This window comes from Haloarcula regularis (assembly GCF_029338315.1).
In the GTDB taxonomy this organism is placed as follows: Archaea; Halobacteriota; Halobacteria; order Halobacteriales; family Haloarculaceae; genus Haloarcula; species Haloarcula regularis.
Genome location: NZ_CP119794.1, coordinates 2,180,492 through 2,194,970 on the forward strand (window position 1 = coordinate 2,180,492; position 14,479 = coordinate 2,194,970).

The 14,479-nt window shown below is 68.4% G+C and carries 17 protein-coding genes; 6 read left to right on the plus strand and 11 right to left on the minus strand.

Annotated features, from left to right (window positions below; translation table 11 throughout):
• Positions 1-14 precede the first annotated feature (14 nt).
• Both P1N55_RS11775 and P1N55_RS11780 read left to right on the plus strand, forming a co-directional pair.
• Positions 15-227, plus strand: a complete 213-nt coding sequence (locus tag P1N55_RS11775; protein WP_379689922.1) for a DUF7317 family protein — start codon at positions 15-17, stop codon at positions 225-227.
• A 70-nt stretch (positions 228-297) separates the two neighbouring features.
• Positions 298-1,041: an SDR family oxidoreductase gene (locus tag P1N55_RS11780; RefSeq protein WP_276275782.1), complete on the plus strand. Its 744-nt coding sequence runs from the start codon at positions 298-300 to the stop codon at positions 1,039-1,041.
• A gap of 154 nt (positions 1,042-1,195) precedes the next feature.
• Here the strand turns inward: P1N55_RS11780 and argF are convergent, their stop codons facing one another.
• The 10 genes from argF to P1N55_RS11830 form a co-directional block, all read right to left on the minus strand.
• A complete protein-coding gene (gene argF, locus P1N55_RS11785; RefSeq protein ID WP_276275783.1) occupies positions 1,196-2,086 on the minus strand; it encodes an ornithine carbamoyltransferase in 891 nt (296 codons plus the stop codon).
• A 5-nt stretch (positions 2,087-2,091) separates the two neighbouring features.
• Positions 2,092-3,153, minus strand: coding sequence for a [LysW]-lysine hydrolase (locus P1N55_RS11790; protein ID WP_276275784.1), 1,062 nt, complete (start codon positions 3,151-3,153; stop codon positions 2,092-2,094).
• A complete protein-coding gene (locus P1N55_RS11795) occupies positions 3,150-4,277 on the minus strand; it encodes an aspartate aminotransferase family protein (RefSeq protein WP_276275785.1) in 1,128 nt (375 codons plus the stop codon). The genes P1N55_RS11790 and P1N55_RS11795 overlap by 4 nt, the downstream gene beginning before the upstream one ends.
• Entirely contained in the window at positions 4,274-5,113 is an 840-nt protein-coding gene (locus P1N55_RS11800) for an acetylglutamate/acetylaminoadipate kinase (RefSeq protein WP_276275786.1), read from the minus strand. The genes P1N55_RS11795 and P1N55_RS11800 overlap by 4 nt, the downstream gene beginning before the upstream one ends.
• A gap of 18 nt (positions 5,114-5,131) precedes the next feature.
• Positions 5,132-6,169: an N-acetyl-gamma-glutamyl-phosphate reductase gene (argC, locus tag P1N55_RS11805; RefSeq protein WP_276275787.1), complete on the minus strand. Its 1,038-nt coding sequence runs from the start codon at positions 6,167-6,169 to the stop codon at positions 5,132-5,134.
• Entirely contained in the window at positions 6,166-7,086 is a 921-nt protein-coding gene (lysX, locus tag P1N55_RS11810; RefSeq protein WP_276275788.1) for a lysine biosynthesis protein LysX, read from the minus strand. The genes argC and lysX overlap by 4 nt, the downstream gene beginning before the upstream one ends.
• Positions 7,087-7,135: 49 nt before the next feature.
• On the minus strand, positions 7,136-7,300 hold the full coding sequence (gene lysW / locus P1N55_RS11815; RefSeq protein WP_276275789.1) for a lysine biosynthesis protein LysW: 165 nt from the start codon (positions 7,298-7,300) through the stop codon (positions 7,136-7,138).
• A 165-nt stretch (positions 7,301-7,465) separates the two neighbouring features.
• On the minus strand, positions 7,466-8,980 hold the full coding sequence (argH, locus tag P1N55_RS11820; RefSeq protein WP_276275790.1) for an argininosuccinate lyase: 1,515 nt from the start codon (positions 8,978-8,980) through the stop codon (positions 7,466-7,468).
• A gap of 3 nt (positions 8,981-8,983) precedes the next feature.
• Complete coding sequence (locus P1N55_RS11825; RefSeq protein ID WP_276275791.1) at positions 8,984-10,231, minus strand: argininosuccinate synthase; 1,248 nt, start codon at positions 10,229-10,231, stop codon at positions 8,984-8,986.
• Between the two features lie 293 nt (positions 10,232-10,524).
• Positions 10,525-11,280 (minus strand): hypothetical protein, encoded by a 756-nt coding sequence (locus P1N55_RS11830; protein ID WP_276275792.1) that lies wholly within the window; start codon positions 11,278-11,280, stop codon positions 10,525-10,527.
• 310 nt (positions 11,281-11,590) lie between these two features.
• Here P1N55_RS11830 and P1N55_RS11835 point away from each other — a divergent pair, with 310 nt between their 5' ends.
• Positions 11,591-12,013, plus strand: coding sequence for a DUF2391 family protein (locus P1N55_RS11835; protein WP_346430034.1), 423 nt, complete (start codon positions 11,591-11,593; stop codon positions 12,011-12,013).
• A 5-nt stretch (positions 12,014-12,018) separates the two neighbouring features.
• Here the strand turns inward: P1N55_RS11835 and P1N55_RS11840 are convergent, their stop codons facing one another.
• On the minus strand, positions 12,019-13,062 hold the full coding sequence (locus P1N55_RS11840; RefSeq protein WP_276275793.1) for a helix-turn-helix transcriptional regulator: 1,044 nt from the start codon (positions 13,060-13,062) through the stop codon (positions 12,019-12,021).
• 89 nt (positions 13,063-13,151) lie between these two features.
• On the opposite strand from P1N55_RS11840, the gene P1N55_RS11845 reads away from it, so the two are divergent.
• The 3 genes from P1N55_RS11845 to P1N55_RS11855 all read left to right on the plus strand — a co-directional run bounded on the left by P1N55_RS11845 (position 13,152) and on the right by P1N55_RS11855 (position 14,478).
• A complete protein-coding gene (locus P1N55_RS11845) occupies positions 13,152-13,340 on the plus strand; it encodes a DUF7554 family protein (protein ID WP_276275794.1) in 189 nt (62 codons plus the stop codon).
• 45 nt (positions 13,341-13,385) lie between these two features.
• Positions 13,386-13,895: a 2'-5' RNA ligase family protein gene (locus P1N55_RS11850; RefSeq protein WP_276275795.1), complete on the plus strand. Its 510-nt coding sequence runs from the start codon at positions 13,386-13,388 to the stop codon at positions 13,893-13,895.
• A gap of 160 nt (positions 13,896-14,055) precedes the next feature.
• Positions 14,056-14,478 (plus strand): PPC domain-containing DNA-binding protein, encoded by a 423-nt coding sequence (locus P1N55_RS11855; RefSeq protein WP_276275796.1) that lies wholly within the window; start codon positions 14,056-14,058, stop codon positions 14,476-14,478.
• Position 14,479 lies beyond the last annotated feature (1 nt).

Below are 14,479 nucleotides of genomic sequence, written 5' to 3' on the forward strand. Positions count from 1 at the left end.
CCGCGAAAAACTTAATAGTCTGTGTCGAGAGAGTACATCCGTCGGAAATGTCACTCAAATCGTTCACGGCCGCGCTGACGCTGTACCAGAGCCAGACGCTCACACTCGAGCAGGCCGCGACGCACGGCGGCGTCACGGTGTCGAAGTTCGAGACCGCCCTCCAGGCACGTGGAATTCCGGTCCGCGAGACCGCCCGGGACCGCGCGAGCGCACAGACGGCGAAGTAACCCCACTGCTGTACGGGGTGGGCAAGCAGTCGGCGCAAGTTCTATTGCCCGGTCGGCCGGGGATGAGAGTATGGGAGCGACACCGCTTGCAGGACAGGCCGTACTGATCACGGGCGCGAGTTCGGGCATCGGCGCGGCGACGGCCCACCGCGTCGCCGCCGACGGTGGCGACGTGGCGTTGCTCGCCCGCCGCGAGGGGCGCCTCGAGGACCTGGCCGACGAAGTGACCGACGCCCACGACGTCACAGCCCACGTCGTCCCGGCGGACGTGAGCGACCCGGCGGCGGTGGCGGCGGCCGTCGAGTCGACCGTCGAGACCCTCGGGTCGCTGGACGGCGTCGTCGCCAACGCCGGCCTCGGCCGCGGGGACGAGGTCGAGACGATGAGCGACGACGACTACCGGACGATGATGGACGTCAACGTCGACGGCGCGTTCTACACCGCCCGCGAGGCCCTGCCGCACCTGCGCGAGGCGACCGGGAACATGGTGTTCATCGGGAGTTTCGCCGGCCAGTACCCCCGGCCGGCCAACCCCGTCTACGCCGCCACGAAGTGGTGGGTCCGCGGGTTCGCGATGAGTCTGGCAGCCCAGGTCGGCGACGAGGACATCGGCGTCACTGTCGTCAACCCGACGGAGGTCCGCTCTGAGTTCGGCAGCGAGGACGGCGAGGCCTTCGAGGAACGGTTCGAACCCGGCGAGGTGACCGAACCCGAGGAGGTGGCCGACGCCGTCGCCTTCGCGCTCGCCCAGACGCCGCCGACGACGGTCAACGAACTGGACGTCTACCGCCGGGACAAGTTCGCGCACTTCTAGACCACTGTTTACTTCGTCGGGTCGTTCGCTTCGCTCACGACCACTCCTCGCAACGTGGGGAAAAACCGCTCACTCCGTTCCCGGTGCTACGCCCTCCACGGCTCCCTGCGGTCGCCGTTCCGGTTCGAGACCCCTCACTTTGCTCGGGCTCGCGCTATTGCTCTGCCAGCCACACCAGCAACCCTTTCTGGGCGTGTAGCCGGTTCTCCGCCTGGTCCCAGACGATGGCGTTGTCGCTCTCGACGACCTCGTCGGTGACCTCCTCGCCGCGGTGGGCGGGCAGGCAGTGCATCAGTTTGCGGTCGCCAAGCAGGTCCGTCGTCACCTGGAAGCCGTCGAACTCCGCGAGCTTCTCCTCGCGGCGGTCCTCCTGGCCCATGCTGACGAAGACGTCGGTGTAGACCACGTCGGCGTCGGCCACGGCGGCCGCGGGGTCGTGGGTCGTCTCGGGCACGTCGCCGAGGTCAGCCGCGCGGTCGAGCACGTCCTCGTCCACCTCGTAGCCCTCGGGCGTCGCCACGGTGAGATCGAGGCCGGTCATCGCCGCGCCGAGCACGAACGACTGGCAGACGTTGTTCCCGTCGCCGACCCACGCCACGTCCACGTCGAAGTCGCCGAACTCCTCGCGGATGGTCAGCAGGTCGGCCAGCGTCTGACAAGGGTGGGCGTCGTCGGTCAGGGCGTTGATTACCGGGACCTCGGAGTACTCGGCCAGTTCCTCGACGTCGGCGTGGTCGTAGACGCGGGCCATGATGAAATCGACGTACCGGGCCAACGCCCGGGCGGTGTCCTTGACCGGTTCGCCGTGGCCCAGATGGATGTCGTCGGGGCCCAGGAAGATTGCGTGGCCGCCAAGCTGGGTCATCCCCGTCTCGAAGGAGACGCGGGTCCGCGTCGAGGGCTTCTCGAATATCATCCCCAGCGTCTGCTGGTCGAGCAGGTCGTTGCGCGTCGCCGGCCCGGTGCCGGCCTTCATGTCGGCGGCGCGGTCCAGCACGGCGTGCAGTTCGTCGGTCGTGAGGTCGTCGACGTCGAGTAGGTGCATCGTCTTCAGTCCTCCAGGAGGCGTTCGGTGACGTCGGTCAGGACGCTGACCGAGCGGTCGTACTCCGCGAGTTCGATGTGTTCGTCGGGCGCGTGGTCCAGGTCGGAGTCGCCCGGGCCGTAGGTGACCATCGGACAGTCCCACGCTTTCGCGTAGACGTTCATGTCGCTGGTGCCGGTCTTGCGAAGCATGTGGGGCTCGCCGCCGTGCTGGCGGATGGTCGCCCGGAAGGCCCGCGCGACCGGCGTCCGGGGGCTCTGCATCACGGGTTCCACCTGGTCGTTCCAGTTGACCGTGCCGTTCTCGAGGTAGCCGTCGGCGATCTCGCGTATCTCGTCGGTGGTGTACTCCGGTGGCACCCGCAGCTGGACCTCCATCGTCGTCTCGACGGAGAGGCCGTCGGCGGAGATGCCGCCGTCGATGTCCACGGGCTTGCAGGTGACCCGTTCGAAGACGGGCATCCACTCGTCGGGGTCGAACTCGGCCTCGACGGCGGACCACCAGTCGATGGCGTCCTGGATGGCGTTGTTCTCCGGCCGTGAGGAGTGGCCCGACTCGCTGGTGGCGACGTAGGTGCCGCCCAGCAGGCCCCGGTAACCCAGCGTGATGCCCTCCCAGCCGGAGGGTTCGCCGTTGATGACGGCGTCCGGCGCGCTGTCGCGGTCCTCGACGAGGTGCCGGCCACCCGTCGAGTCGACTTCCTCCATGACGACGCCGACGAACGACGCCCCCGTGCGGACGGCCGCGACGGCCATCGCACACAGCGGCCCCTTCGCGTCGACGGAACCACGGCCCCACAGCACGCCGCCGTCGTCGCCTTCCGCGACGCGGACCGGGATGTCGCCCGGCACGGTGTCGATGTGGGAGGTCAGCAGGACGCCGTCGTCGGCCGGCGCGCGGACGTTGCCGACCTCGTCGATCCAGACCTCGCGGTCGTGGGCCTCGAAGAACTCGGCGAGGTACCGCGCCGCGTCGCCCTCGCTGCGCGAGACCGAGGGGATGCGGACGACGTCTTCCAGCAGTTCGCGGGCCTCGCCGTCGGCCTCGCGGGTCTGGGCCTCGCTCATGCGAGCACCTCCGCCATGGCGTCGACGACCTCGTCGACGTGGTCCTCGTCGATGGTCAGCGGCGGGAGCAGGCGCACGACGGTCCGGCCCGCCGGCAGTGCAAGCACCTGGTGGTTCAAAGCGAGTTGCTTCAGCGCCGTGTTGGCCCCGCGGCCGATCTCGACGCCGACCATCAGGCCCTCGCCGCGGATGTCCCGCACCTCGTCGCCGACGACCGCTTCGAGTTCCGTCTGGAGATAGTCGCCCATCGCGGCGGCGTTCTGGGGCACGGACTCCTCGACGATGGTCGAGACAGTCGCGCCCGCGGCAGCCGAAATCACGGGGCCACCGGAGAACGTCGAGGCATGGGAGCCGTAGTTCTCGGCGATCCAGTCGCGACAGAGCGTCGCGCCGACGGGGAAGCCGTTGCCCAGGCCCTTCGCCGAGGTGATCATGTCGGGCGTGACGTCGGCCCGCTGGGAGTTCCAGAGCGCGCCCGTGCGGCCCATCCCCGTCTGGACCTCGTCGAAGATCAGCGCCGCGCCGGCGTCTTCGGTAATCTCGCGGGCCGCTTCCAGGTAGCCCGCAGAGGCGGGGTTGATGCCGCCCTCGCCCTGGACGGGTTCGACGATGAACGCCGCGGTGTCCTCGTCGACGGCCTCCGCCAGCGCCTCGCTGTCGTCGTACGGGACGAACTCCACGTCGCCGATGAGCGGCTCGTAGGGCTTCTTGTACTTGGTCTTCCACGTGGTCGCGAGCGATCCCATCGTCCGGCCGTGGAAGCCCTGCATGGTGGCGATTATCTTCGAATTCCCGGTGGCCGAGCGGGCGAATTTTAGTGCTGCTTCGTTGGCCTCTGTCCCGGAGTTACAGAGCCACGTCTTGTCGATGGGGTCCGGTGCGGTGTCGGCCAGCAGTTCGTACAGCGCCGTCCGCTCGGCGTTGGGATACGAGGCCTGCACGTAGGTGAGCTTCTCGAACTGCTCGGTTACGGCCTCCTGTACCGCGGGATGGCCGTGTCCGAGCGGGACGCAGGCGTAGGACGCGCCCATGTCGAGGTACTCGGTACCGCTGTCGTCGGCGACGTACGCGCCGTCGCCGCGTTCGATCTGGATGGGTTTCTCGTTGAAGACGAATCCACTCATTGTTCTTCCTCCTGCACTGCGCTTGCGTAGACGTGTGTCCCATCGCCATCGAGTGCCGAGAGAATCGGCTCCTCGGCGTTGGCGTCGGCCACGACGACCTCGGGCGACCCGCCGTCGAGTGCCTCCTCGGCGGCCATGATCTTCCGACCCATGAAGCCCTCGGCGGCGTCCTCGAGGGCGGCCCAGTCGTCGCCCGTCTCGACGGACTCGATGAGCGTCGCAGGGTCGTCGGGGTCCGCATAGACGCCGGCGACGTCGGTCAGCAGGACGAGCGTCGCGTCGAGTTCGCCGGCGATAGCGGCGGCCGAGCGGTCGGCGTCGGTGTTCACGGGAATTATCTCGTCATCGTCTTTGCCGGCCATCGGTGGCGCAGCGACCGGGGTGTACCCGTCGTCGAGCAGCGACTCGAGCAGGTCGCCGTTGACCTGCTTGATGGTGCCGGAGTGGTCGCCCCGGCGAATCTTCCTCTTGCCGTCCTCGACGACTCGCACGGCCGATTTCCGCGGACCGTACAGCAACTTGCCGTCGACGCCGTTCAGGCCGACGGCGTCCACGTCCAGGCTCTGCAGGCCGGCGACCAGTTGCGTGTTGAGGTGGCCAAAAGCCATCTCGAAGACCTCCATCGTCGTCTCGTCGGTGAACCGGCCGACGACGCCCGACGGCGTCTCGACGTACTCCGGTTCGACGCCGAGTCGTTCGAGCGTCTCGTCGACCTTCGTGGAGCCGCCGTGGACCACGACGACCTGTTCGCCCGCTTCGACCAGCGTTGCGACGTCCGCAAGCGCTCCCGCGGGGTCGACCGCGCGAGCGCCACCGACTTTGATTACGACAGTCATGGAAAATCACTCCAGGGATTACGGTGCGCCGACGGGGTGGAGCCCCTGGAACTCCAGGCCCGCCGTCTCTTCGATGCCGAGCGCGACGTTCGCGGCGTGGACGGCCTGGCCGGCCGACCCCTTCATCATGTTGTCGATAGCCGAGAACACGACGACGCGCTTGTTCGCGGGGTCGAGTTCGAAGCCGACCTCGGCCGTGTTCGTCCCGGCGACGGCTTTCGGCTCGGGGTAGCGATAGACGCCACCGCCGCCCGCGACCAACTCGACGAACGGTTCGTCCTCGTACTGCCCTCTGTAGGCGCCCCAGAGGTCGCCCTTCGAGACCGGCCCGTCCGGGAAGACGTGACAGGTCGCGCTCGCGCCGCGGACCATGTCCACCGCGTGGACGGTAAACGAGACGTCGAGGCCCAGGAACTCCTGGATCTCGGCCTCGTGGCGGTGGCCCGTCGGGGCGTACGGGCGGACGACGCCCGAGCGCTCGGGGTGCGAGGAGGCCTCGCCGCCGCCGGCGCCGCCCTCGCTGGAGCCGACCTTCACGTCGACGACGACCTGCTCGTCGCCCGACAGGACGTCGTGTTCGAAGAGCGGGAGCAGTCCGAGAATCGTCGCCGTGGCGTTACAACCGCCCGAAGCGATGAGATCGGCCCCTTCGAGATTCTCGCGATTGAGTTCCGGCAGGGCGTACTCGCTTTGCTCGAGTAGTTCCGGGCGCGTGTGCCCGTCGTACCACTCGTCGTACTGCGCCTCGGTCGAGAGGCGGAAGTCCGCCGAAAGGTCCACGACCGTGTCGGCCGCGTCCTGGAACGCGTCGATCTGTTCCATCGAGACGCCGTGGGGCGTCGCGGCGAACAGGACGTCCACCGACTCGAGGTCCTCGGGCGAGGAGAAGCGCAGGTCCGAGTGGCGCAGGTTCGGGTGCTGGTGGCCGATGGTCTTGTTCTCCTTCGACCGGCTCGTGGCCTGTGTGAGTTCGAACTCGGGGTGGCCGTCGAGCAGGCGGAGGAGTTCGCCGCCGGTGAACCCGGACCCGCCGACGACGCTCGCGGAGTAGGTCATGCGCTGACCTCCGCGTCCGTCTCGCTTGCGACCTTCGATTCGAGCCAGTCGACCACTTCGGCCGGAACGTCGACGTCGGCCACCTCGTTGAGCGCCTTGAACTCGACGGTGTGGTTGACCTCGTGGACGGTGTAGTCCTGCGCTCGCGGCTCGTCGCCGCTCGCGTCCTGGGTGTCGCTGCGCGACACCCCAACCTCCATCAGGTCGATGCCCAGCAGGCCACCACCCACGGCCTCGGAGGCTTGCTCGACCAGTTCGAGCGCGCGGTCGTCCAGTTCGAAGGTGTCCGTCTCCGCGCCCTTCGCGGCGTTGGTGAGCCAGTGGTCCGAGGAGCGGACCATCGCGGCGACGGGTTCGCCGTCGGTCGCCAGGACGCGGATGTCCCGGCCGGGCTTGTCGACGAACTCCTGGACGTAGAAGATCTTGTGCTCGTAGTGGCCCAGCGTCGCCTTGTGCTCTAAGATGGCTTCGGCGGCGTCCCGCGAGTCGATTTTGGCCATCAGGCGACCCCAGGAGCCGACGACCGGCTTGAGCACACAGGGGTAACCGAAGTCCTCGATGGACTCCAGTGCCGCCTCCTTCGTGAACGCCACGTCCGTATCGGGCGTGGGGACGCCGGCCTCGACGAGCGCGAGGCTGTTTTTCACCTTGTCCGCGCAGGTCTCCGCGACGTCGGGGCCGTTGACGACCGGGACGCCGTAGGCTTTCGCGAACTTCGTCGCGTAGACGCTCCGGGAGGTCGCCAGACAGCGGTCGACGACGATGTCGAGGTCCGCGAACGCCTCGGGAGCCTCGCTGATGTTGAACTGCTGCTTGCGAACGTCGATTTTCACGACATCGTGGTCGCGCTCGCGCAGCTCCGAGAGCAGGAGCTTCTCGTCCTTGCGGATACGGGAGTAGAGGAGTCCGACCTTCATGCTGTCACCTCGGTGTGGGCCGGCACGTCACGCCGTGCCGCCACCGCCATCACTCGCCCCAGTCCTCTTCGAGCTCGGGGGCGCTGTCGAGCTCGACCGGGTCCGTCTCGACGACTTCGAGTTCGGCCCCACAGGTGGTGCAGTCGACGATCTCTCCGACTTCCAGGTCGTCGTGCAGGGAGACTTCGGCCCCGCACTCGATGCAGTCTGCCATTGTACCTCACTCTCACGTAGCGACCCACTTAAAGACTTCGAACTTATCAGAAAACAATAGTAAAACGTACTGCCGTCTAACGGAGCAACACTGTCGATTGCGGCACGTGACTGATTCGTATATCAGAATTATTTTATTTAAGCCCCTCGAGGGGGTCGTCGTCGCTCAGGCAAGGCGAGTCACCTCCGTCTGGCGGCGCTCGTGGGCCGTCTCGACGTCGTTTCGCCGTCCGGCGAGTGCCTCCTGGTCGGTCGCGAGGGACTCTTCGGCGACTGACACCTGCGCGGCGACGGCCTCGGGGGCAGGCCCCCCGCGGGAGTCCCGCATCGCGACGCTCTCTGTCGGGTCCAGCGCCTGTTCGACGGCCTCGCGCTCGACGTACGCAGACAGCTGGTCCCCCAGCACGTCCTCGGCGACCGCCGACAGGGCCTCGTAGTCCGGCGCGTCCTCGTCCGGCCCCAGCTGTGCGGCGGCCTCGGCGACCACCTCGTGGGCCGTCCGGAAGGGGACACCGGCCATCGCCAGCAGGTCCGCGACACCCGTCGCGGTGGCAAAGCCTTCGCTGGCGGCGGCCTCGAGCGTCTCCGCGGGCCAGTCGGCCGTCGCGACGGCGCCCGCCGCCACCTCGACGCTCTCGGTGACGCTGTCGAGTGCGTCCCAGGCGTGCCGGCCGGCGCGTTGCAGATCGCGGTTGTACGCGCGGGGCTGACCCTTGAGGTTGGTGAGCAGGCCGTTGAGACCCGCGGTGGCGTCGCCGGTGCGCCCACGAACCAGTTCCAGCGTGTCCGGGTTCTTCTTCTGGGGCATGATGGAACTCGTCGAGGAGTAGTCGTCGTCCAGGTCGACGTGGCCCTTGCTGGCCATCACGACGAGGTCCTCGGCCAGCCCCGACAGCGTCGTCGCCAGAGTCGCGACGGCGCTGGTCACCTCGACGAGGAAGTCGCGGGACGCCGAGGCGTCCATCGAGTTCTCCGCCACAGTGTCGAAGCCCAGCAGGTCGGCGGTGCGTGCCCGGTCGACGTCGAAGGGCGTGCCCGCGAACGCGGCCGACCCGAGGGGGTTCTGGTTGACGCGGCGGTAGGCCGAGAGCAACCGTTCGGTGTCGCGCTGCAGAGCCTGCTCGTAGGACAGGACCCAGTGGGCCACCGTCGTCGGTTGCGCTGGCTGGAGATGCGTGTAGCCCGGCATCACCGTCTCGTCGTGCTCGCGGGCCACCGCGAGCAACTGCTCGCGGGCGCTGACGAGTGTCTCGACGAGGTCGAGGAGATCCGCGCGCAGGCGATAGCGGATGCAGGCCGCCACCTCGTCGTTGCGCGAGCGCGCGGTGTGCATCTTCCCGCCCTCGGGGCCGACGCGCTCGATGACGGCGCTCTCGATGGCCTCGTGGACGTCTTCGCCGTCCGGCAAGGCCTCGTGGCCCGCGTCTTCGATGTCGTCGAGGGCGGCCAGAATCTCGCCGGCGACGTCGGCCTCGACGATGTCCTGCTCGACGAGCATCACGACGTGGGCGCGGTCGACGGCGAGGTCGGCGTCGAAGATGCGCTCGTCGTCGGAAAGCGACGAGAGGAACGCGCGGGCCGGGCCGCCGGCGAAGCGGTCGCGGCGGACGACGGTCTCGTCGGCCGACTCACTCGGGATGTCCGAGGGCGCGCCGTCGGTGTAGTCCTCGCCGTCGCTCATGGCTTACTCCTGGTCGGCCTCGCCGCTTCCGTCGGTGACGGCGGCGTTCTTCTTGACGTCCTCGAGGATGTCGTTGGCCAGGCGCGACTGGAAGCCGTGGTACTTCGCGACGCCCGTGGCGTCCTGCTGGGTGATGCCGCCGGTGATGGTCTCCTCGTCGAAGGAGGCCGCCGACTCGCTGTAGACGGCGTACTCCGATTTGCGGGAGACCGGGCGGCAGTGGCCGCCCTCGAGTTTCATCGTCACGGTGCCGGTGACACGCTCGTTCGTGTCGTCGATGAACGCCTCCAGCGCACTGACCAGCGGCGCGTCGATGAGCCCTTGGTAGGCCTTCTGAGACCACTGCTGGTCGACCTGGGCCTTGAACGCGCGTTCTTCCTGCGTCAGGACGAGCCCCTCCAGCGCCTCGTGGGCCGTCAGCAGCACCGTCGCGGCTGGGTGCTCGTAGTTCTCGCGCACCTTGAGGCCGAGCATCCTGTCTTCCATCATGTCGGTGCGGCCGACGCCGAACGAGCCGGCCTGCTCGTTGAGCTGCTCGATGAGGTCGACCGTCCCCAACTCGTCGCCGTCGAGCGCGACGGCCACGCCTTCCTCGAAGGTGATGTCGACGAGTTCCGCCTCCTTGCCGGAGGGGTTGTCGGTCCACTTGTAGATGTCGTCCTCGGGGATGGTCGAGGGGTCCTCGAGTTCCGAGCCCTCGATGGAGCGGCTCCAGAGGTTCGTATCGATAGAGTAGCGGCCGCCGTCGCCGCCCTCGACGGGCAGGCCCTGCTCCTTGGCGTACTCGTTTTCCCACTCGCGGGTGAGACCGAGTTCGCGCACGGGGGCGACCACCTCGAGGTCCGAGTCGCGCCAGATGGCCTCGAAGCGCAGCTGGTCGTTGCCCTTGCCGGTACAGCCGTGGGCGATGCCGGTACAGCCCTGCTCTTCGGCCACCGAGAGGATGGCCTTCGCGATGACTGGGCGGGCCAGTGCCGTCCCGAGCGGGTAGCCCTGGTAGTCGGCGTTGGCCTTCACGGCGTCCATACAGAGGTCGGCGAACTCCTCGCGGGCGTCGACGACGTACTGCTCGACGTCGAGCGCCTCTGCCGTCTCCTCTGCCTCCTCGAACTCGTAGTCGGGCTGGCCGACGTCGACAGTGACGCCGATGACCTCGTCGTAGCCCCATTCCTCTTTCAGTAGCGATACGCAGACTGTCGTGTCGAGCCCCCCGGAGAAGGCGAGCGCGACGGTGCCGTTTCCGTCTGTCATTGGTAGGTCGTGGGTGGGTTCCGTGGTGTGACTGTCGATTTCGCTTCCCTGCCGGACAGTCGGCGGCAGTGGTCGGCGACGAACGAACCGTGAGACGAAGTGTGGGTAGTAGTGGGCCTAACGGAGGGCCCGTCGTCGCAGTCGCAGAAGGGTGAGCGACCTCTCGCTGGCGTCGGCGGCCGACAGTGGAGAGGTCTCGTGCATGTACCTGGTGGTACCGAGAGTCGGCTACAAATAACTTCCGTGTTCGAGAGCGTCTGTGCCCCGGTGGCACGAGAGACGGTCACACGCTGTCAGGGGTTTCGGGACCGGTCGCGGTCGGCGGTCGCCGTCCTGTTCGCGGTCGTCTGATTGCGCATGGTCGCGTCCGCGGTGTCCCCATCCATACGCGGACCGCGGTCGTCGCCCGCGTGCGGTCCGCGGTCGTCTCGCGGTCCGGCGTCACCGCCCATTGGGCCGGGCATCTGGCGGTCCGGACGAGGCGGGTCGCCAGCGCGCGGGCCGGCTATCCCCCGGGCCATCTCGGCCACTTCGGGCCCGGTCATCCGGTGGGCCCGCTGGGCGAGCTGGTGGATGGCGTCGACGTCGACGCCGTTGGCCCTGAGCGTATCGGCGGGGAGGTGGTCGGCCGTCGCGGCGGTCTGGTTGGCCAGTCGGCCGGTGGCGCGCGTCTCGGCGTGCAGCTGCGCCATCCGAGCGCGGTACTCGCCCTCGCGCATCGTGCCGTTGGCCCGGGCCTGGTCGAGGGCGGCCCGGCGCTGTTCGAGGCCCTCGAGGCGGGTCCCGACGTCGCCGGCCTGCCTGGCGACGACGGCCGCGCGGGCGGCGTCGGAGTTCGCCCTGGCGACGCTGATGCCGTAGGCGCGGGCCTCGACGTCACCGCCGAGTTCCGCGCCCTGAACGCCGACGGCGCCGGCGAACTGTGCACCGGGCGCGACGGCCGTCGGTTCGGTCGCGGTCGTCTCCTGTGCCATCGTGGCCGCCGGCAGGCCGACCAGCGACGCGGCGACGAGCACGGCGACGACCACTGCGGGGATGACTCGTCTCATCGTACGCCACACTTGGCGCGACACCGCCGTATAACCGACAGACGGTCACACCGGATTTCGCCGGATTAAGTCGGATTAAACCACCGGATGGCGGCCACTTCCGGTCGGCCAACCGGCATCCGTTCAGTCCGGCGACAGCTGAGGTACAGTTTTGTCGGCCCGTCTGTTACGGACGGGCGTGACCGACGACTGGCGCGACGACGACGAGGACGAGCCGGACCAGCGGGAGGTCGAAGAGCTGCTGGAGGACTTAGAGGAGCTCGAGGACGTCGTCGACTCGCCGGTCGAACGACGGGTCATCGCCCGGACTATCGAGACGCTCACCCGGTTCACCGGCGGGCGCATCTTCGGCCTCGACGACGTCGCCCAGCAGATCGTGGGTGGATTCATCCTCTCGGCCCCGTTCGTCGTCACTGAGGAGGTGTGGAGCCTCGCCACGACGATGAACTGGGTGCAGTGGGGCATCACCGTGCTGATGGTGCTGGGCATCGGCTACGGGACGCTCTATCGGGCGAACGACGACCGGGACCCCGACCAGGAGCGTGCCGTCCTCGGGATCCCGCTGCGGTTCGTCTCGCTGATACTCATTTCGTATCTCTCGGTGGCGGTGCTCGCGTTCGTGTTCAACGCCCCTGAGACGTTCGATGCCGCGCCGTCGACGACGCTGAAAGCCATCTGTATCGGGGCAATCTTCGGCGTCGTCGGGGCGGCGACGGCCGACTCGCTGTTCTGAGCGGGTTACTCGGCGTCGGTCACGTCCACGTCCGGCAGCGTGACGACGTTTTCCCGGCCGATGCGAAACGTCTCGACCCGCCCGTCGTCTCGCAGGCCACCGATGACCTGGCTGGTCTTGGCGTCGGTCCAGTTGAGTTCGCTGGCGACCGCCTGTTGCTTGATGCGGCCGCCGTTCCGTTCGAGCAGGCGCAGCACCTGCTCCTCGTTGCTGAGGAGGTCGTCCGGCGGTGCCGTCGCGGCCTGAGCAGCGGCGTCCGTGTCCCCGTCGTCGGTCGCCGTCTGCGTGTCGCCGCCGTCGGGGCCGTCCCCACCCCCGTCGGCGAGACGACGACGGGCGAGGAACGCCGCGGCCGCCAGCACGGTCAGCCCCACGAGCGCGACGCCGAGGACAAGCGGGTCGAGGCCACCGCTTTCGGAGGCGCCGCCCTCGATGGCGACGACGCGGGGTTCGTCGGTCCCGAACTGTTGCTGGCCCCGCCAAGTCACCGAGGTGTTCGTCCGGTCGTCGGGCTCCGGGGTGACGGTCCCTGCCTGGTACGTCGCTGGCCAGCGAACCGTCAACGACGTCTCGCTGTCCAGAAAGAGGCCGGCGAGCGCGTCGCCGATCTCGAGGGTGCCGTCACCGGTCGCGGCGAAGCTCGTCCACGCGAACCGGTACGTGACGACCCCGTAGGTCTGGCCGAACGTCTCCTGCCGGGCAGTGACCGAGACGTTCCGGACGGCCATCGGCCGGCCGGTGGCGTTCTCGGCCGTCGCAGCCGTCCGCCGCATCCGGTCGCCGAAGCGGTCGGTGTAGACTGACTCGTTGGCCTCGATGTCCGCCCGGAGGTCCTCGAAGGCCCGGGTGTCGTTGTCGTCGTCGAGGCGGATGCGGTAGGCGACCGTCCACCGAGCATCCCCCTCCGCCTCGACGTCGGCGGTCATCACGACCACGTCCGGATCGACTGACTGCTGGGCGAGCGCATCGAAGGCGCCGGCGGATGCAGTCGGGACGAGGAACAGCGTCGCGACCAGTGCGAGCGCCAGGAGACGGCCTGTCGGTGACATCTTCGCGTGGCTTTCGAGGCTCGATTGAAATACCTTCCCACCGAGATCGGGCCACAAGGGATATCTCCGTCCATCGACAGGGCTCACCCATGGACCGCGCGAAACTCGAGGTCGAGACGCTGCTGAAGGTACTGCTCGTCCTCATCATCGTCTGGATCGGACTCGAGGTCGTCGGCGAGGTACTGGGTGTGCTGGGGTGGTTGCTGGGACCGCTCCAGCCACTGCTCGGCATCGTGCTCATCGTCCTCATCATCCTCTACCTGACCGGCCGCCTGTAACGCCCGACCGCGCCCCTTTTGCCGTCCGCACGACTCCACACTACCGTGTACAGTCTGAACGTCTCGATTCCCGCCGCCGTCACCAGGAAGGCGAGTACGCTGGCCCGCGAGCTCCCGCGAGCGCGCGCCCGGCCTCGCGGTGAGCATACGCTGGTCGTCAAGCGCCTCGGCGGGGGCGACCACACGTCCTACGCCCGCCTCGAGGGGCGAGCGCGGGACGCGCTCCGGGGGACCGCTCCCTTCCAGATCCGGGTGGCGGGCATCGAGCAGTTCGAGACGGCCGTCACCGGGCCGTCCCCGGTGGTGTACCTCTCCGTCGAGAGTCCCGGCCTGCGGTCGCTCCACGAGCGGCTGTGCGAGGAGTTCGACGTCGTCGACGGCGTCGAGGGTGACGACTACACACCCCACGTGACCATCGCGCGAGGGGGTGAGCGCGCGGCGGCCGACCGGCTCGTCGCCCCGGAGAGAGAGCCAATCGAGTGGACCGTCGAGGAGCTGGTCTTCCACGATGCCGAGCGCGGCCAGTCGGTCTCGCGGGTGTCGCTCCCGGCGTAGTGGCAGGCAGGTGACACTCCTGGTCCCGGAGCGGCGTGTCACGCTATCGCGGGACGCCCCGGGGCGACAGTCAGCGCACAGCGGCGCTGGGCCCGTCCTCATATTTGAACCCTCGTCCGGGTGACAACGTTTTTGCCGTCGCCTGCCGTGTCCATCGAGTATGGATTATCGGGAAGTCGACAGCACCGCGGAGTTCGTCTGCCGACTGGACCACGGCGCGGACTGGCGCGGGGAGATCGAGGGGCTCGCCGACGACGAGGAACTGGACGCGGCCTTCTTCTACGGCCTCGGCGCGGTGCAGGACGCCGAGATCTGGTTCTACGACCAGGACCGACAGGAGTACGACCCGGTCACGTTCGACGAGCCCCTGGAGATGGCCGCCTGCATGGGCAACGTCTCGTGGCTGGACGGCGAGCGCTTCGCCCACACCCACGCCGTCCTCTCGCGACCGGACGGCGAGGCCATCGCGGGCCACCTGAACAGCGCGACGGTGTTCGCCGGCGAGGTGTACGTCCGCGGGTTCGACACCCACCTCGAACGCGCCCACGACGCGACGACGGACCTGGACCTCTGGGAGCGCTGAG

Excerpts from the sequence above, each read along its gene's own strand:
- argH (WP_276275790.1), bottom strand. The coding sequence starts at position 8,980 with ATGAGCGACGGCGAGGACTACACCGACGGCGCGCCCTCGGACATCCCG.
- P1N55_RS11840 (WP_276275793.1), bottom strand. The coding sequence starts at position 13,062 with ATGTCACCGACAGGCCGTCTCCTGGCGCTCGCACTGGTCGCGACGCTG.
- argC (WP_276275787.1), bottom strand. The coding sequence starts at position 6,169 with ATGACCTACTCCGCGAGCGTCGTCGGCGGGTCCGGGTTCACCGGCGGC.
- P1N55_RS11795 (WP_276275785.1), bottom strand. The coding sequence starts at position 4,277 with ATGAGTGGATTCGTCTTCAACGAGAAACCCATCCAGATCGAACGCGGC.
- argF (WP_276275783.1), bottom strand. The coding sequence starts at position 2,086 with ATGCACCTACTCGACGTCGACGACCTCACGACCGACGAACTGCACGCC.
- lysX (WP_276275788.1), bottom strand. The coding sequence starts at position 7,086 with ATGAAGGTCGGACTCCTCTACTCCCGTATCCGCAAGGACGAGAAGCTC.
- P1N55_RS11855 (WP_276275796.1), top strand. The coding sequence starts at position 14,056 with ATGGATTATCGGGAAGTCGACAGCACCGCGGAGTTCGTCTGCCGACTG.
- P1N55_RS11790 (WP_276275784.1), bottom strand. The coding sequence starts at position 3,153 with ATGAGCGAGGCCCAGACCCGCGAGGCCGACGGCGAGGCCCGCGAACTG.
- P1N55_RS11800 (WP_276275786.1), bottom strand. The coding sequence starts at position 5,113 with ATGACTGTCGTAATCAAAGTCGGTGGCGCTCGCGCGGTCGACCCCGCG.
- P1N55_RS11780 (WP_276275782.1), top strand. The coding sequence starts at position 298 with ATGGGAGCGACACCGCTTGCAGGACAGGCCGTACTGATCACGGGCGCG.
- P1N55_RS11830 (WP_276275792.1), bottom strand. The coding sequence starts at position 11,280 with ATGAGACGAGTCATCCCCGCAGTGGTCGTCGCCGTGCTCGTCGCCGCG.
- lysW (WP_276275789.1), bottom strand. The coding sequence starts at position 7,300 with ATGGCAGACTGCATCGAGTGCGGGGCCGAAGTCTCCCTGCACGACGAC.
- P1N55_RS11825 (WP_276275791.1), bottom strand. The coding sequence starts at position 10,231 with ATGACAGACGGAAACGGCACCGTCGCGCTCGCCTTCTCCGGGGGGCTC.
- P1N55_RS11845 (WP_276275794.1), top strand. The coding sequence starts at position 13,152 with ATGGACCGCGCGAAACTCGAGGTCGAGACGCTGCTGAAGGTACTGCTC.